This is a genomic window from Cytophagales bacterium (assembly GCA_033344775.1).
Lineage (GTDB): Bacteria > Bacteroidota > Bacteroidia > Cytophagales > Cyclobacteriaceae > JAWPMT01.
The window spans coordinates 2,579,947-2,599,595 of record JAWPMT010000005.1 but is presented as its reverse complement, the minus strand read 5'-3'; the positions used below and the strand labels follow the sequence as shown (position 1 = coordinate 2,599,595).

9 protein-coding genes are annotated in these 19,649 nt (G+C 43.8%); 4 read left to right on the top strand and 5 right to left on the bottom strand.

Annotation, left to right across the window (positions count from 1 at the left end):
- Positions 1-143: 143 nt before the first annotated feature.
- Genes R8G66_28585 through R8G66_28575 form a run of 3 tightly spaced genes read right to left on the bottom strand, consistent with a single transcriptional unit; the run spans position 144 to position 3,738 of the window.
- Complete coding sequence (locus tag R8G66_28585) at positions 144-1,262, bottom strand: glycoside hydrolase family 3 N-terminal domain-containing protein (protein MDW3196365.1); 1,119 nt, start codon at positions 1,260-1,262, stop codon at positions 144-146.
- 10 nt (positions 1,263-1,272) lie between these two features.
- Entirely contained in the window at positions 1,273-2,361 is a 1,089-nt protein-coding gene (locus R8G66_28580; GenBank protein ID MDW3196364.1) for an alanine racemase, read from the bottom strand.
- Between the two features lie 12 nt (positions 2,362-2,373).
- The gene (locus R8G66_28575) at positions 2,374-3,738 is read right to left on the bottom strand and encodes a neutral/alkaline non-lysosomal ceramidase N-terminal domain-containing protein (protein MDW3196363.1); all 1,365 of its coding nucleotides are present in this window, start codon (positions 3,736-3,738) and stop codon (positions 2,374-2,376) included.
- Positions 3,739-4,421: 683 nt separating this feature from the next.
- Here R8G66_28575 and R8G66_28570 point away from each other — a divergent pair.
- Together R8G66_28570 and R8G66_28565 are read left to right on the top strand one after the other, a co-directional pair.
- Complete coding sequence (locus tag R8G66_28570; protein ID MDW3196362.1) at positions 4,422-12,962, top strand: RHS repeat-associated core domain-containing protein; 8,541 nt, start codon at positions 4,422-4,424, stop codon at positions 12,960-12,962.
- 5 nt (positions 12,963-12,967) lie between these two features.
- Positions 12,968-13,594, top strand: coding sequence for a hypothetical protein (locus R8G66_28565; GenBank protein ID MDW3196361.1), 627 nt, complete (start codon positions 12,968-12,970; stop codon positions 13,592-13,594).
- A gap of 380 nt (positions 13,595-13,974) precedes the next feature.
- Here the strand turns inward: R8G66_28565 and R8G66_28560 are convergent, their stop codons facing one another.
- Complete coding sequence (locus tag R8G66_28560) at positions 13,975-14,385, bottom strand: outer membrane beta-barrel protein (GenBank protein MDW3196360.1); 411 nt, start codon at positions 14,383-14,385, stop codon at positions 13,975-13,977.
- A 146-nt stretch (positions 14,386-14,531) separates the two neighbouring features.
- The gene (locus R8G66_28555; GenBank protein MDW3196359.1) at positions 14,532-17,768 is read right to left on the bottom strand and encodes a glycosyl hydrolase; all 3,237 of its coding nucleotides are present in this window, start codon (positions 17,766-17,768) and stop codon (positions 14,532-14,534) included.
- A gap of 181 nt (positions 17,769-17,949) precedes the next feature.
- On the opposite strand from R8G66_28555, the gene R8G66_28550 reads away from it, so the two are divergent.
- Together R8G66_28550 and R8G66_28545 are read left to right on the top strand one after the other, a co-directional pair.
- Complete coding sequence (locus R8G66_28550) at positions 17,950-18,801, top strand: ChaN family lipoprotein (protein ID MDW3196358.1); 852 nt, start codon at positions 17,950-17,952, stop codon at positions 18,799-18,801.
- A 68-nt stretch (positions 18,802-18,869) separates the two neighbouring features.
- The gene (locus tag R8G66_28545; protein MDW3196357.1) at positions 18,870-19,637 is read left to right on the top strand and encodes a hypothetical protein; all 768 of its coding nucleotides are present in this window, start codon (positions 18,870-18,872) and stop codon (positions 19,635-19,637) included.
- The last annotated feature ends 12 nt before the right edge of the window (positions 19,638-19,649 follow it).

Genomic DNA, 19,649 nt, shown 5'->3' with positions numbered 1-19,649 from the left:
AGATCAAATAGCAGAATCAAAGTTTGAGATTCCTGAACAAAGTCCCATCCGGGAACGGCAGGAATGATGCTTAACTTAAGAAAACACGGTGATACTAGTCCGAAAATTGGTTGTTTCTTTTGATTCAAAAGTATTGATATGAATCACTTCCTAGGCTCATAAGACCTCCTAACCTCCAACAACCCCAATTGCACCTTAAAGTCCATGATTCTTTTGTAAGACTCCCTGATCCGTTCTTCAGGGATCTCACCAGAATTCACCAGTTGTTTCATGAGGTTGAATAGCTTGTTGACGGGAATCACATCCTTTTCTAATACGTGATTGGCATATACCAGGATATCTACTCCAGCCAGAATGGAAAGTTTCACGGAAGTTTCCAATCCATAATGATTGGTAATGGCTTTCATCTGCATGTCATCGGAGAAAACGACACCATCATACCCTAAAAAGCCTCGTAGAACACCGTCAACAACTCTTTTTGACAAAGTCCCGGGTAAGGAGTCCGCCAATATGCGATTCATCACATGAGAGGTCATCACGGCATCTACTTTACCCGAGTCAATCAGCATTTTGTAAGGATAGAGTTCCTCGATCACAAAGGTCTTCGATACATCGGCAATGCCTTTGTGTGTGTCTTTGGCCGAACTGCCATGTCCGGGAAAGTGCTTCAGGGCGGTGCCAACATTGGCATCTCGATGTGCCTGGATATAAACTGCTGCATGTTCGACCACTTCCAGATAGTCTGCCGAGAAACTTCTCCCAATGCCCCCGATGATTGGGTTTTTTGGATTGACGTTCAGGTCTACGACTGGAGCATAATTAAGGTTGATCCCTAAGCTTTTCAGATTATCCGCGATGCGTTGGGCATAGAAATAAGTGGTGTCTGTATTGTCCCATGCTCCAAGCTGCTGTGCAGAAGGCGGATCATCAAACCCATATTTAGGTTTGAGTCGGTTTACAATACCACCCTCTTCATCAATGCTTACTAAAAGAGGGATGCTGGCATGCGCCTGCAAGGTGTCAATCATGGCGATCAAGCCTTGCTTTGTGTTTGTTTTAGGGACGTTTTTTTCGAAAAGAACTACTCCGCCAATTTTTCCTTGTTCAAGATTAAGAAGTAGCTCTTCCCGAAGATCAGTCTGTTGAAAATCCCTGACTCCTGCCATGATCATTTGCCCGATCATGATGTCCAGTGAATCCTGCTCCTGGGATTTTGTGACTAAAGACAAGAGGAGCAGGATGGACAGGAGGTAGATTTTCATGTGATTGGTGTCAGTAGAAATTGCTTTCCATTTTTTCGTATCGCTCACCAGACAAATTGTAGTAAACGGACGCCAAGTTAGCAGTTAAACACGAATGCGCAGGCAAGATTCCTACCACATCTCCTACTTTCAGATTTCTGAAGAACCGTTCTGAACCTTTGATGATGCCATGCTCCTGAGAAACACGGTCTAGAATGGCATCTCCTTGATATTGCCAGCCAGAAGGAGTTAAGGTCACAACTTCCCCAAAGTACACATCGTCATTGCCACGCTTGATATGGTCTTTTGACATGTGGATCGCACCTCCGTAGATCACCGCTTCGTCACGGTTGTGATGAACCGCCACTACGGGGCAGAATACCGCTACGGCAATGTCTTCCATGGTACACGATCCAATGTTCGTTTGTTGGATGTCATAAAACACGAAATTGCCAGCTCGGATCTCGTCGATGCCATCAAAGGATTCCAGAGCACTGCAGGAAGGGGTATCTCCATATGAAATAAATACTTCCTGATCGAGCTTGCTTTGGATCAGCTTGATCACTTTCATGCTGTCTTCATGCATCTCCAGGATCTTTCGGGGAGAACGTGCATTATAGGAATGGCCAGCGTGTGACAGCAGCCCTCTGAAAGCAACTTTATCCGTTTGCCGATTGATCAGGTCCTGAATGATGTCGCTCTGATTGTGCAAAAGACCTGTGCGGCGCGTTCCCAAATCAATTTTGATGAAGTACCCCAGTGGTGACTTAGCAGTCACCAGTAAGTGATCCAATGCTTCTCGCGATTCGATTTGAACGTTCAATTTGATTTTTGAAGCCAGCTCATTTATCTCATCGATTTCCAGGGGATTGTAAGGAAAAGCGATGGTGATGTCATCCCAGCCGTGGGACGCAAAATATTGTGCCATCGAAACGGATGAAACCGTTATTTTTGTCACTCCCTCCTGTCGGAACCAATCCCCCACATCTTTGGATTGGTGCGTTTTGAAATGTGGTCGGAAAATAGTGCCACTGGCATTAGCTTTCTCCGCCATTCTTCTAATGTTGGCCCTCGCTATTCCTTCGTTGATCACGAAGGTAGGCCGCTTGATTGTCATCATGGTTTAAATAGTCTACTCTTCTATGGTAATCTTTTCAATAATCTTTTCGATTACGTTAGAAATGTAAGCTCCATTGTCAGGTCCATACCAACTCATGGTCCTTGCTTCGTACTTGCTCAGATCATACCACTGGTCCTTAATAATATAGCCGATATATCCGCCATTGAATGAATTAATGACAAGATTTAGGCCTTTCTCTCTCGCTGATTCATATAGTGGTAATGCTAGTTCTCCGGAGAAGTCTCCAGGCAGGCCGATAAAAATTGTATTACCGAATTGTAAAAATGACACCTCTATGGGGTATTCTCCAAAGAAAATGCGGAAAAGCCACGGTCTAAAGGCAATATTTCTTGAAATTTTTGCCATAGGTGTCCTAATTTCCAGTGGAACCCGCCAAAAATCCAGACTAACGTCGGCTACATACGATGGGCCCAATAGCCCAAGTAGGTCAACATACTCGGTCAATTTGTCTCCAAAATCGATTACTTCATCGTATTCATCTGAGGTTTCAATCGTACGTGGACCCATGCTACCAACCGGGCCAGCTGTATACAATGCAAAATCTATGGCATCGTTTTTTTCAAGGTTTGCGACCAGGTGTGAGGGAAAATCTCCTGAAAGTTCATGGGTGTGTCTACTGAGGCAAGTTGCATGCGCCGAATAGGAGGTTAGGTAGGCGGTTCTATCGCCCGATAACAATCCGATGATCTTAAAATTCGGATCGATCACACCTTCCTTTTTGACTAATCTGTTTTTCACCAGCTCCGGTGCTTGTAACTCATTATATGAAACATATCCCGCATCTAGATTTTCCTCTGCCTTCCGAATACTCGTCAGGACTTTTTCAGCCAGGCTTTTTGGTAATTCAGGATCATATTCCCCGGCAAAGAGTTCGCCTACCAAACCTGGGGACCAGCCCCCGATACTGGAGTGACTGTGGGTCGCTGTGAGAAATACTTGTTGCAGGTCCCAGCCCAACTTGGGCAGCATCTGTCTCAGGTGTTCAGTCACTTCAGGTGGCATGATCAGCAAGTCAGCTGAAACGTAAGCTGAGCGTCTGTTGCCGTCATCAAAAACCACAGTCCGGATGTAGATCGAATCACGGACCGTTTCAAATTCCATGGGTTCCCGGCCACCATAACCTGCCATAGGAGTCGTTTTCGAAGGAGTGATGTTTACCTTGGACCAGCCGATGAGTAAAGTATCCGAATCTCTGGGGACTAGCCGATCCTGATACAACGAATCGATCCGTTCCATCATCGTTAGATAATAGGCCTCCTCTTGATAGGGTGTCCGGTCGACCGGTTGCAGACAAGCAATGGAGATCAGCGACAGCAGAGCAAAAAATGCAACTAAGTACTTCGACCACTTGGGCATGACTCAAAGATGGCGTAATTCGGGGGCTAATCACCATAAAACCTTTCAAAGGGTGTGGAGAGGTTCTAGAAGGATGCCCCATCCCACCAATCATTTCGTGGCCCTCCTATAAGCGGGGCAGGCAAGTGCCTGCTATGATCGATTTAAAGGTTCAAAGCATAAGTTACAAAAGAAGATTACCATGGCACTCTCTTTAATTTATTATGATACTATAAGAATATCAAGACGTTTTAAGTAACAATAATTTTTATATAAATGTTGATGCCCCAATTTCTGTGCTTATTGATCTTATTTAACCTACATTTAGCTTGGCCTAAACCCTATGAAAATTCAATACCAATCAGGACAATTTAATTTCAGTCGATTTTGTAGATGTTATCTATGAATTTACAATCGGTAAACCTTAACCGGATTCTTTGTCTCCGAAATTAATGGTGATTAGTGGATAAAATAGTCGATTACGATGCCTACTTGACTGTCAATCAGTAACTAAGAGTCAATTTTATATTATAATTATAAATAATGGAAGAAGTTATCAAAAAGAATTGTTTTCCAATGTTCAAAACTTACTGAAATTTCATACTTCTGAAATATTGAAATTTGTTGCTGGTTTCGTGTCGTGTTCTTGACAATATTTTGAATAACTGGGTCTATATTTCGGCACCTAAAACATTGAAACAATTATGTACCTGCAACATTTAAGAGCCACAGTACTTTTAGTGCTGATCCTATTTTCACATCAAATTTTATCTCAGACCCGGACTGAAAGTGAAGCTGTTTTTTCCGCCGGTTCGAATGATTTTGGGGCACTGAAAAACAGTGTCAATCTTTTCACTGGAGAAGTGGAGTTTCCGATGACTTTAATTTCGTCTGTTGCCAATGGCGGCATGCGAATGGGAGTAGCGGCTTCCTACAATTCCAATGTAAATACACAAGTAAATACCTGGAATCGAGACGCCCCTACTAGTGTCCTGGGTGTCGGTTGGTCAATGAATGTCCCCAAAATTGTAGTAGATAATAAGCAGACAGGGACTAGGACTGACGATGAATTTTTCCTTGTGGATGGGAATAGTACGCCACTCACTGCTACCTACAGTACATTCCGATATGTAGAAAGTCACGGAGCAAGCTACAATGCTAAAATCTACAAAACTGGAGCATACAATCACTGGGATATTTACTACATGGAGGATCTGGAGATGTGGGAGATCATCCGCGAAGACGGTACTAAGGTGATCTATGGAGATGCAACCAATCACCCTACTTCTGTTGAGTGGGTGGTGCATTGGGACAACTGGATAGGACACAGTGCCAAGACATCCGGTCAAAGCAGACAGGCAATGGTATGGAACCTCGCCAATGTAGAAGACCTTTGGGGCAATACCACTACGTATACGTACGACAAAGTAGAACATCGGGTATCCGCTGGCTCAGGAGGATTATATCACACCGAAGCAAGTTACCTGTCGGAGATTGAAGATGGCAATGGCAAGCGAATCGAATTGATCTATGGTAACAAGAATAACTACGAATATTACGAGCCTCATACAGAGATCAATTATAATTCATCTACCAATGTCGCAGAGCCTGATGGATATCAGGAAAGATATGAAAGGAAGTATTTATCGGAGGTTCGGAGCTACAATGAATACAACAACCTTTTGCAGAAAGTATACCTGGACTATGCCATCTACGGAAGCGGCGATTTGAGGAAGCGGTATTTGTGGAAAGTCACCAATGTAAATGCCGAAGGGGAAGAAGCTTTGCCGACGGAATTCACTTATAACCATACCGTGGCTGGATACAAAGGATCATTGACACGTGTGACAAGCCCGAGTGGCGCCTATATCCAATACAACTATAATAGCCTGGGACATAACATTGGGCATAGTGACCTGGACATCACGATCAATGCACCCTCGGGCTATGAGATGCCACAGGTATTCCATGGTAATAACTACGCCGTAGTTGCGTGGCGTAACCCAACGAATGACATGGCGCTGGTCCAGATCTATGAATGGGACAGCAAATGGAACATGGTAGAAACCAGGTACTACCATGACGTAGGTAGACAGACCAACGCAAATCCCCATATTCAGGCACGATATACCAATCTTCAAATCACATTGGAGAAGGATTTTGTAGGAATCGTACACCGTTATGCCGGTACTACCTACCTGTATGCGTACAGCAGGAATCCTAACGAGCAAGAGTGGGGGAATTATTCAAAAAACCTCAACACGGAAGTAAGCATCCAATTGGTCTCCGGGGATAAATTCATTGGCTTGCAAGAGCAGACCAAAGGAACCTTGCATGCACTTCGATTTGATGGAGAGACCTGGGATTATGACCTAGTCAAGCCTGAGATCACTAGTAATTTTTCGCAGTATTACTACGCCACAGCTGGGACGAATTTCATTTCGGTGCACAACCCACAGATGGCGCAAAGGGGCCCCAACATTAGTAACTATACCTTCTTCTTATCAGAAAGTGGTCTTTGGACAGAGAAGATAGGGCCCGTAGTAGATATAGCTTATAACAATGACAGAACGTGGCATGCTGTGAATTCTGCGGTCTTTGGCATTAAATCAGTTGGTTCAGAAATTGCCTTTGACTGGGACACAGATTATAATCTGAAAAATACCTACACACTAACGTCTTATGGTACTACAACCACCAACCGATTAATTTCCATCGGCAACTCGCTGGTTTCATTCAATGATAAAGCTAATGCCGGAAATGTCAATTTCAATCAGGCCAATGCCATGTTTATGACCCGGTTTGATGGGGCCACATGGAAAACTCAGGGCTATTCAGATTATTGGGCAGAATTCAGCGCTATTGGTGATGATTATCTCTTGAGTGGTAGCGGTAAACTACATCGATTTAATCCAAATACGTTGAGCTGGTCATCTTATGTGAGCCTGCCTGGTGCAAGTACTAGCAATCGTAAACCCGCTCTTTCACTTCCTGGTGCTACGTACTATTGGCCTTATTTCAGGAAATTCAATAACAATGGGACTTATCTGGATATTTATATTCCTTCTGCTGCTTCAAATAGGGGGAAAGATGAAACACATCAAGCTGGCGGAAACTTTGTGATCCAAAATCGCTACACGACGAGTACTGGCGTGTATTTCCATTACTTGAAGAATAATCAAGTAGTAAGTACTTACATATCTGGCAAACGAGTGCCTGAGTACAATAACATCGCCGCAGGACTGGATCAGTTTCATTTGTACACCACAAGCTCTTCTTCTGATACTTATGAAGATGCGACTTCCATCACTTTGTACAAGGTGAAGCCAGACCTGAACAACAATGCTAAATATCTTGGCGCCCAAAAACATTATCCGGTAAGCTACATTTCCTACTATGATGGAGTCAACCTTCGTTATACTTCTTTTGACTTTGAGGAAAGCTCAGCTAAGATGGACGCTACTGGTTCAAAGGCATTTTATTCCAAGGCAACCACATATCCTGGGACGAGCAACAAGTCTTCTAGTATTGCCGGACGAACCGTCACTCATTTCTACAATGGTTTACCATTGAGCTACACTCATCCGAATAGAAACGGTTCCAATGAAGAGGATTTTGAAGAGCACCTGGTTGGCCAGGTGTATAAGACACAGGTGTACAGTAGCGGATCTGTGGAGCAAGCCTACACCTACAATTATATGAAAGTGGTGAAAACCCCAATTACCAGCTTTTTAGGGCCATTGGCTTACCAGTATCAGGTGCAACCAGTAGCTAAAGTGGATAAAAAGGATGCTTTAGAAAGGTCCTATAACTATTACTACAATAGCTTAAATCAATTATCGAGGACAGAAACAAGTTATGTCAAAGGGTATGGCACTTACTATGTGAATCACTATCAATATTACATTTGGGAATACTATCCCACGGCGGCACAACAACACAACTTGTTGTCGCCAGTAGTTTATACAAAATGGAAGGATTCCGGAACCTGGAGAGCAGGATCGGTTACCACCTGGAAAGATTGGGGAAGCGGGGCCTGGGCGCCACGTTCTAATTATAACTGGCGGGGTACGGGCAGCGAACCCACATTTACTTCATGGACTACCAATGGAGGTACAGTTACAAATTGGGAAAGGACCAATGACATTACGGCAAGAACCAGTAATGGTAATGTGAAAGAAAGCCGGGATGTCGATAATCGATATACAGCCCTCCGATATGGCTATGATGATGAATTGCCCTTACTATCGGTATACGATGCGTACGACCATGAAATTTTTGTTGATGATTTCAATGATGGTAATCTGTCCGATGGAGAGCCTGTCAGTTGGAATGGCAGTTCGTGGACGAATCTTAATGGAGTGATCAGTAATAGTTCCAGTGCATCCTCTGAGCGAACACTGACAATGACCAGCTATCATTCTGCAACGAGCTTCATCGTAGAGTATGATGCCCGGGTAAGGTCGTCGAATTATGGCTCATGGGTTGGGTTCAGAATGAAAGGAACCAGTTCTACTGCAGGCAACGGGGAGTATGTGGTCAAATTTTATCCCAATGTAGGTATCGTTCAACTCGTCAGGAATGGTACAGCACTGGTTTCTTCACCTTATGGGGGGGTGACCAATGTCAACGAATGGAAGCACTTCCGAATCGAACGACAAAACAACTCAAACTTCCAGATATTTGTGGATGGGGATTTAGTGATATCCCATTATGTGCCAGGAAGTGGTTCCGGTGCTTATCACGGATTTTCAGCCTACGGTTCCTGTACCGTAGATTTTGATAATTTCAGGATGTATCCGCAGGACGGTGTGGCCCAATCTACCAGCTATGACAAAACGTTCAAGACCTTAGAATCAGTAACTGATCAGTATGGGGCGATCTCTAAAAGTCTTTACAACGATTGGCAGCAGAGTGTTGCATCGATCAATGAAAATGGCATTCCCCAGACTACAAATATGGCCTCATCTTCGAGGTTCCGTTCTAATAGTAACTATGTCAGCAGTGATCCAGGGACAGCCTTATCAACTGCCGTCAATGGTTTAACCGGATTTGTCGAAGACTTTGCTCATATCAATCCCAGGTGGTCTACTGAGAGTTATTCTACCAAATCTATATGGTATCTAACTAATGGCAAGTTGGGGCTATCGAGTCTTGGAGGAAATACCGTTAGTACTCCAGATGCTTATAAAATTGATCTCGGCAAAGATTTCAGTGGCCGAGTAGGCATTGAGTTCAACGTGAGACAAAGGGACAATACGGGTAATAGAGGTTTCGGAATTGCTATTGGAGACGGAAGTTTGAACCAATACAGTAACACTTCAGCAATCATGCTGTCTTTTCGGAGTGCCAACATTTTGGACTACTGTAATTCGAGCAATTGTACGGCAACTTCCGGCTGGTCTACAGCTACTTCACAGGTACATTATGGCAAGCAGCATCGGGTAAAGATCATCGCCGATACAGATACCGATAAAGCCGATATATATGTTAATGGTAGACTATATAAATCAGATTTGACTTTTAGGAAAGCTAGTTCGGTGATCAGAAAGATCAGACTGCTTAATTATGGACGAGGTAGTTCCACCGAATGGAAAATCGATAACCTGGTGGTTTATGAAAATCCTGTGCATCAATTGAACTTTATCGACGCGGGAGGAAAAGTCATTCAGACTCAAACCGAGGAACCCAATGACAAAATTTTGGTTAGCGAAAGCTTCTACGATCAAATTGGTAGGGCAGCTATCACAACCAAAACCACCCGAACTTCGTCCACAGCTAACTTTGGTTACCGTTCAGGATTTGTAACCAATTCCGGTACAGCACCACCTTCGACTCTTTCAGGTGAAGTGAAAACGTGGAACAACAATGATAGCTATGCATTTAGCAGAACCAGGTATGAGGTTACCCCATTGAGTCGACCGTTGGAGTCTTCTATGCCGGGATACTTGTATCGCGTCAATGGCGGTCAGAACCCCATTTATACTTACAGTACGAACTCCAGTAGCTCGACTAGCGATTTCTACATGGGAACGGGTTACAACGCCAATACCTATAGTGCGACGAGAGTTACCGATAATGATGGTTCCAAGAAAATTACATTCCGCGATAAGCAGGGTCGATTGATCATGGAAAAAGAGGGTCCGGTAAAAATTTCGACTCGAGAGTGCGCGCCTAATGATGTGGTGGATTCAAGATATTATTCCTGGTATGCTTCACCCAGTACACCTGGTCAGGAGGCCTATACACCTGCCAATGATGTGACCCTTACCATTAATATGACTAAGTATAGTACCAACGGGAGCTTCCAAATTGGTACTGGGTTTTATGGTTATGGTCTCAGTAATGTTTTCAGCTCATCTAGCTCAGGAACCTATACCGTGAATCTGACGGGTGGTCAAACGGTCTATTTCAATTGGACTTCAGGGTACGTCGGATCTGTGAGCGTCTCCATGCTTTGTGGCAATGCCGCAGTGATAGAAAAGGATGCCTACCTCACGACAAAGTACGACTACAATTATGATGGTGAATTAGTGAAGATCTACCATCCGAATTATTTTGACCTGCCACCCGCTGGAGTGGATCGTGATGATTATACCTCGACCTATACCTATGATGATCAGGGCAATATCGCTACATCTACAACACCGGATCAGGGGACTACTAGATACCTGTACGATTCCGAGAACAGGTTGATGTTTTATCAGGATGCCAATGGCTCTTCATCTAATTATGTGAAATATCATAAGTACGATAGTTACGATCGCCTGATTGAAGAAGGGTACTGGTACAGGTCCTGGACGGGATTGACTGCTAGCACCAGCGTGCCCACCTTAGCTACCTGGAGGAAAAAATATCTTTATGGTTCCTATACATCCTCAAAACTGTACGAGAAAAACAGATTGCGAGAAGTGCAGGTCAACAACGATGAGAGCAGTGATGTAGAAGTGTATGAAAGGTATACTTATGATGTTTTCGGGCAGATAACCGACCATGAAACAAGAGTGGTTGATTTTGACAACACGTACCACAAGATCAGTTATACCTACAACAACAGCGGCCAGGCATTATCTACCGATTATGGCTCAGGATTCAGTCCGGTGCTTTACGGTTACTACAAAGAGAATGGAGCGCTGAAGGAAATTGGCTCCAGCAGTTATTCGAGTGAGTACGGGTTCTATACATACGATAAAAACGGGAACCTTGAGTATGAGTACCTGGATTGGAAGACCAAGCCTTTCAAGTACAACTACGATATCACTGGTCGTTTGACCAGTATCGACGACACCTACAATTATTATTATGACCAAAACCTCTACTATACCAGTGGTTATGGTGGCACGAATAACACGGGTGTAATAAACAGGACGGTCAATACTTATCGTACTACTTCCACATTTTTCAATGGCCTGGCGAGTAAGCCTACTTCTCATGAGTACCGATACAATTATGACAAAATTGGTCAGTTAAAGGTAGCAGATCACACGACTAATTCAGGTCTGGACATAGGGATATACAATGGACGTGAGAATCAATATGACGCCAATGGTAACATGTTGAGAAGACAGGAAGGAACGGGAAATAGTTCTTACAACCATAAGCAGTTCTCCTACTATGAGGGAACAAATCGTGTTAAGAATAGTAGTGGGTCTACGAGTCTGACGCATCAGTATGATGCCAGCGGGAATCAAACTTCAAATGCGACCAATTATGCTTCGATGCAGTATGACAAAGGATTTGACAAGATTGATTACTTCTCACGATATGGTTCTTACTCATGGTTCCAGTACGGAGCCAACAATCAGCGGGTAATGAAACGAGCTGATCCGTCAGGTTCTGCCCCTGAAGTCAAGACCATGTACGTCCGTGGACTGAGTGATTATCCATTGGTTGAGCGTATCAATGATAATGGAACCATTAAGAAACGGTTCTACATCTATGGCCCTATGGGATTGGTCGCCTCCAATATTGACAACATTGATTACTTCCACGTAAAAGATTATCATGGTTCGACCCGTGTCCTTTTCCAGCAGGGAGGGTCAATATCAGCGTGGTTTGACTACAAGACGTATGGCAATCTGGCAGCCAGTTACAACAACCAACTGAGCACCTATCGATACACCGGTCAGGAGTACGATAACGAGACTGGCGTTTATAATTATCGAGCACGGTTTTACGACGCCACGCTCGGAGCATTTTACTCTACTGACCCCCAAAATCAGTTTTCATCACCTTATACGGCCATGGGTAACAATCCGGTAATGATGGTGGATCCAGATGGAGAGATTGCCTGGTTCGTACCGATTATCATTGGGGCAGCGGTGAATGTGGGCATCAACGCCTATGAAGGCAACATAAATAACTTCTGGGATGGTCTAGGTTACGCTGCGGTTGGAGCAGCAGCAGGAGCTTTAGGTGGAGGTCTTTCAGCGGGAGTTAGTTCGGCGTTGGGTGGTACTGGCTTCGGGGCAGGATTTTCGGCAGCATTTTCGGGGAGTGCGGGCTTGGCTGGTTCCGGTCTGACCGCCGCCACGACCAGCTTCTTTTCCGGAGCGGCTATTGGTGGTATTGCTGGAGTGGGATCCGGTTTTGTTACCGGACTAGGAAATGGTTTGGTCGGTGGAGAAAACATTGAGGAAGCCCTGAGGTCAGGTCTTAGAGAGGGAGCTATCGGTGGCCTGTCCAGAGGTCTGATTGGAGGAGTTGCGGGTGGATACAAAGCGGTCAAAGATGGAAGAAGGTTCTTTGATGGCGCCACGGTGCAAGATCAAGTATTAGTTGATAGACAACTTCAATTTGTACGGCAACAAGGAAACATGAACTGTGGACCTGCCAATTGTGAATCTATCAGTCAATCTCGTGGTGGAGGCGTAACTCAGCAATCAATTAGAAATAGTTTGGGAGGTAATGCAAATACAACTCCACTAGGCGATTTACATGTTGCCAACGAATTCACGGCTCAATCCGGGATCAGAAACAGGGCAATTGCCGGAGGACTGGATCCAAATCGCGCATTGCAATACATGCGAAGTGGATATGATGTGACTTATAACATCCGGGGTACCACCAGCGTGGGACATGCAGTGACAATTAATCGAATCACGGAGAGGACGATCACAAAAGTTTCTGGAAAAGTAGTGAACAAGCTTATTGTTGAAGTGATGAATCCTGCTGTTGGTCAATACGTTAATATATCTAACAGTACATTGATCAATGCTTACAATACATTCTTATTCTTCCCGTGATTGAAATGAAGAAGCTAATTTGCTTTTCTACATTGATTTTAATCGTTTTCTGTACCATGGCACAGGGCAATATTCTTTTAGGGGTAGCACCAGAAGCTAAGCGGGTCAGCAAGCAAGAAAAGGAGCTTCTTGGGCAGTTTGAAGCCACCAAGTGCTTCAAATCATCGGACGATTTCAGTATGTTCTTTATTTACACTTACGATTTTGAAGAGCAGCCCAGTCCTGAATTATTTCTGGAGGGGGCTGCTATTGAAAAACTGAAAGTGTTGTACAGAAAAGAGGTTGACTTTCCCATCAGTTATGGTGTCATTTTCAATCAGGATCAAGAGGTAGTTGGTAATGCCGAAGAATCGAATGTTTTTTGTTACCATGAAAAACTACTGGCAAGGAGTGCTTATCAGGTAGAGAAAAAGTTGCTTGATTATCAGTTGCAAGAAAAGCCGGACAGAATACTCCGGATTGACACAGCACCAAGCGACATTTATTTTGCTGAAAAAGACAAGGAATTGAGGGTGCTTTTATTCGATACGGACCGAAAGATGGAAGTACTGGAGATGAAGGAATTTATCGCTTGTTGTTGGGAAGATACATTCCCAAAAGAGATCCTGGAACTCCAATATCCCAGGCAGTAAATAAGCAAGCCTCGAAGAAATTCGGGGCTTTTTTTCTTGTTATCAAAAGACCCCAACGGGCTGGCGAGTCAGGCGATTACAAGCTTGATGATTTTTCCGGTTCGTAGCTTCTAGCAGCGATTTTTCAACAGGAGTTCTATTCTCTGCTTACCGATTATGGGCTAATACGGATGTTACTTTTTCAGGCTGAAAAGTACGGATAGTTGCAAGGCCCGATTTAAATAGATCAGCCTGCCTTCTGTTCCAAGACCCGGAGGAGGAACAAAGTTTTTAGCTACTGAACGGAACCCGTGTGTATACCTAAAGTCCAATATCAACTTTGGAAGGACGTTGATACTGTGTCCTACGATTCCCCCAGGTCGAGTTTGTTATCCCAAAATTCATTTTTGGCTTTGCTTGATATCGCCATCCCGACGAAAAGCTGAGATCAAGTAACCGAATTCTGGACCAAAACTGAAACTAACTTTGTTGAAAAGCTGATATCTCAATAAAACAGGCATATTGATGTAATTCAGATTGGTATGACCTATCTCGGTGACGCTGTTTGTATCATTCTTGTAACCTTTGTTTGAATAAAGTAATTCAACTTGAGTGATCAACTCATCACCAAGATTCAAGTTCACATACCCGCCCAAGTGGAAAGACTGTTTATGTTTTCTGAAGTTTGTGGTAAGGTCTGTACGGACGACATTGACATGGTTTAGCACTGCTTTGACCCCATAGTCAATTTGTGCAAAGACGTCATTCACCGTGAAAGTCACGATTCCAATAATGTGTAACTTCCTAAGCATCTTAGAAAGACCGATCAAATCTTGCAGAATTAAAAAGTTGATGGTTTATGGATAGAATTCGCACTAGTCATAACACTTTCTAAAGCATAAAGAAAAAAGCCAGATCAATATGTTTCGATCTGGCTTCCGATTTCTATTGAGTTAAATTACCTTAATCCATCTCCTTCAATCCAGGGAGCTCCTGCATCTTTTAATGCCGATCTCAAGCCTGGTAATGTCATTTCACTAATAATTTTTAGTTCGGATTTGACCTCAGCCAACTGAGCAACGGCTCTTTCAAATGCGGCTATATGATTACCCGTTGGTCCGTATGTGCTGCTCAGCGCAACGATTCCTACAAACTGTCCATCACCAGGTGCAGGTGGGTTTCTTTCTCCTACTTCATTTCTGGCTTTGCTACCATTCATTTTTCGATCCAGCTTCAACAACGCAGTTCTGGCGTCTTCTATTGATTTTGCCAGTTCGGCAGTTGGTTTCGTCGCACTGCTTAACGCCCTGTTCATGGCATCTACCAAAGACTTACTTCGAGACAAGACCGAATTCACAGAAGTCATGTCTTGCTGAAAGGCCACAAATCTTTTTCGAAAGGCGTCAATTTCTGAAACATCTTTGGCGGGTAAGGCTCCTTCTCTGAGCTTGATGACTTCAAATTTCTGCGGTTCGGACAACTCTGTCCATACCCCGTCAATCACTTTGGATAAAGTCATGGTATAGGTTCCGGGAGTGGCTTTCGCTCCCCCTCCGAAGAAGAACCCGCCTCCGCCTCCGGAATTCAATTGCTCTCCACTTCTGTTGACGTAAGACAAGTCCCATGCGACGCGGTTAAATCCTTTTGCATTCGTTCCGGTGACGTGCTTCACTACGTTCCCATCCGCATCCCGAATGGTGAGTATAACCATAGGTTTGTTCTGTGAAAGCTCCTTATCCAGCGCATCAAACCCAGGAAAGGAAACATTTGATTGGTTCTTATTCAAGTCTTTTTCTGTTTCCTTTCTGCCATCGGCCAGAGACTTGTATTTATCCTTCAGATAGTATGTGAAAACGGCACCAAATGGAGGATTCTTGGCCTGATAATCTGCGTTACCTTGCCCATAGATCTCATCGCGTGGTACGTACCAGTGCGCAGGTTTGGTATTGAATACTGTGGCCTCCGCATTCTGCATGGCATTGTCCCAATCCCTCAAAGGTGAGATGTCTTCGAGGATGTAGAATCCACGACCAAAGGACGCTCCAACCAGATCATTTTCTCTTCGCTGGATCGTGATATCTCTGAATGAAATGGTGGGAAGACCACCTGTCAATTTGATCCACTTGCTACCACTGTCATTAGAGAAATAAACACCAAACTCTGTGGCCAGAAACAATAGTTCTTTCTTCTCATGATCCTGAACGATTCTCCAAGTCAGCAAGCGGTCTGGTAGATTGTTATTGATGATAGTCCATGATTTTCCTTTGTCGGTACTTCGTAAGACATAGGGTTTAAAATCACCGTACTTATGATTATCCAAAATCAGGTAAACCGTATTCGCATCGTGAAGATCAGCACGAACATCATTCACAAATGGCGTGGATGGAATTCCTTTGATATTGCCCAATTCAACTTTTCTCCAGTTTTGACCACCATCTTCCGTTACTTGTAGGATACCATCATCAGTTCCTGCATAGATCAACCCTTCCTGTATCGGAGATTCAGCTAGCGAGGTGATGGTATTGTAGTTGGACATGGCGCCCACGTCCCATGCATTGTCATAGCTTTGGGTCCTTCCCATGATTGGCAAGGCCAGGCGTTCCTCGTTTCGGGTAAGGTCTCCGGAGATGGAGGTCCAGTCATCACCACGGTTTTCTGATTTCCATACCCGGTAAGAAGCAAAATACAACCGCGTAGGATTATGCGGACTGACCAAGATTGGCGCATCCCAATTGAATCTTTCGTGAGGATCTCCAGCCTTTGGTTGTGGCTGGATGAAGACAATTTCACCGGTCGTTTGATCGATTCTCCACAACCATCCTTGTTGGAATTCACCATAGGTGATGTCGGGGTTTCCAGGCTCAATTGCACTCTGGTGGCCATCCGCACCCAAAGTGATCCACCAATCTGCATTGCGAATACCTGCATCATTGGCGGTTCTGGAAGGTCCGCCGTGGCTACCATTGTCTTGCGTTCCGCCATAAACATTGTAAAAAGGCGAGGAATCATCCACGGCCACTTTGTAGTACTGAACCACAGGGAGGTTGGCGATGTATTTCCACGTTTTGGTAAGGTCAAAGGTCTCATAAAGTCCGCCATCTGTTCCAAAAAGCGCATAATTAGGATCTGACATCTTAAAGGCCATGGCATGTGTATCCACGTGTTTCTTGTCCTCATTCATGGCCTTGAAGGTCTTGCCATGGTCGTCGGAGATCATCACGACATTATTCATGAGGTACAATCTTCCTTCCTGATGCGGTGAAGTATAGAGTTCTTGATAGTAATGCGGTCCGGTTCCTCCGGAGATTTGATCCGACATTTTGGTCCAAGTCGTGCCCTGGTTGGTCGTCATATAAGTGCCTCCTTTAGATCTGATCTCCTCAATGACGGCATATACCTGGTCAGGATTGAAAGAGCTGATTGCTAAGCCGATTTTTCCCATTGGTCCTGCGGGTAAGCCTGAACTTAGTTTGGTCCAGGATTCTCCGCCATCTGTACTTTTATGAATGCCAGAACCGGGTCCGCCACCCATCAATGCTGCTACAGTCCTGTGTCTTTGCCAGGTAGCGGCATAAAGCACGTCCGGATTTCTCGGATCGATCACGAGATCGGTTGCTCCAATCCATTCACTGTCTCCCAATGTTTTTTTCCAGGTATCTCCGCCATCGGTAGACTTGTACAATCCTCTTTCGCCTCCCTTGCTCCAAAGTGGCCCTTGTGCTGCGACCCAGATGACATCAGGATTGGTAGGATGAACAATGATTTTAGAAAGGTGTTCCGAGGTTTTAAGTCCTTTATTTTTCCAGCTCTTTCCCCCATCATAACTGACATAGATACCGTCACCAAATCCGACGTGACGTCCACCTACGTTTTCACCTGTTCCTACCCAGATCGTTTCTGAGTTGTTAGGATCGATGGTTACACATCCAATTGAGTAGCTGTCCTGACCATCAAAAATGGGTGTCCAGGTTGTTCCTGAGTTGACTGTCTTCCAGACACCACCGGAGCCAACAGCTACATACCAGACATTTTCATTATCGGGATGAATGGCAATATCAGCAATTCTTCCTGAGGTCAATGCCGGACCGATACTTCGAAATTTCAGTCCTGCAAAAGTCTTTGAATCAACTTCCTGCGCCATGGAACCAAGCACAAGCAAACAAAAAGTGAAGGTTAATGATAAAAAGCGGATCATATTCAGATTAGGTTTATAGAATAGCCAATGTAGAAAGAGCAATTTTAATGTCAAAAGGAAATGTGATCAGTGACACATGAGCTGAAGCTTTCATGATTAATGGGACGCTTTGTGGCCATAGCACAGTTTCACTAGTTTCGAAGGTGTAATTGTGGACTTATGACTTCATCAGAAAAATAAGATGAGAAAAGTTGTTTTGATTTTGAGCCTTTTTGTCGTGGCTGGATATGCCTTTGGCCAAAAGACACCTTATGTGATCTATAATGCAAAAGGCAAAAAGGTGAGTTATGAAAAGATGAAGAAAGCTTTGCTGAAGAAAGACATTGTCTTGTTCGGTGAACTACATAATAACCCTATTGCTCACTGGCTGGAATACGAATTAACTTCAGATTTGTACAGCTCAAGAGAGCTAATTTTGGGAGCGGAAATGCTGGAAGCTGATAATCAGCTATTCCTTGATGATTATCTCGACAATGATATTGCTTATGCAGAATTGGATTCGTTGGCCAGGTTGTGGCGCAATTACAAAACGGATTACGCGCCATTAGTTGACTTTGCCAAAGAAAAACAGCTTCCATTCATTGCTACGAACATCCCCAGAAGGTACGCCAGCTTAGTTTACAAAAAGGGATTTGGGTCACTCGATTCACTTTCAGCGGAAGAAAAATCATGGATAGCTCCTTTGCCCATTCCTTTTGATCCTGAGTTGCCTACTTATCAAAAGATACTCGAAGAAATGGGAGATCATGGTACGCCCGAATTGGTCAAAGCACAAGCGATGAAAGATGCCACGATGGCCCATTTTATTTTGACAAACTATCGATCAGGACATCAATTCATCCACTACAATGGCGCCTATCATTCTGATTATTACGAAGGGATCATTTGGTACCTGAAACGAGCACGGGCCGATTTGCAATACGCGACAATCAGTACGGTTTCTCAGGATGATGTCAATCAATTTTTAGAAGAAAATCAAAGCAAAGCCGATTTTATTATCTGTGTGGATAGTGATATGACAAAGACGTATTAGTTGAATTTCCACAGCCGATCAGGATTTGATAAATTCAAATCAGTACATTCAATTACAGGAATGAATAAATGAAAAAGCTAGCCTTCATTGCCTTGCTCTTTACAGGCTTCCAGTCACTTTCACAGGAATGCTATCACCCATCGAGCGATGCACTAAACAACGATTATTCAATCCTTTGGCTCAATAAAACCTTTCAAGGAACGATCGGAAATGCTAACCAGCGTATCTCGGTTAGGTTTTTAGATATAAAGAAATCAGACAAGTCAAACAGTCAATATCGGGTCATAGGAAAATCAAAAGTCAATAAAAACATCTGCGATTTCCAGGGGATCATCAAAATCGACACGGTTTTTGTAGTTGATCAAACGAATCCTTATTGTGAAGGAGCAGACTACCCTTATGGATATGTCACTGCCTCTTATGTGATGAACGAGGACTTAACACAACAACATGTCGGCACCTTCAAAGGAGACCTTAATTCCAAGTTTTCTTATGCTTCAAACACAGTGAGTTCTGTTTATCGAGGTACTGAATTCGTTGGTACATGGAAAGATTACAATAGTGATCAACCTAAGTATTGTGCCTGGGGGCTTATCATTCCTCCAACTCAAAAGGATAATTTATTCAGGCATTATGACAATGAGTTCCATATTTTCAATTCAGCATTTATGCATCGTGGCTGGAAAACCTATGTAATAGCTGCGTATAACCGATATGTGTCAGTACCTAAAGATTTCTACAGTACTGAATCCAGAAGCTCTGACGATTTTGAATCCTATACCCAGGAGGAAATAGAAGAAGCCATGAGAATTGAAAGTATTGATTGGTGGAAATAGAGTTAGCTTCAA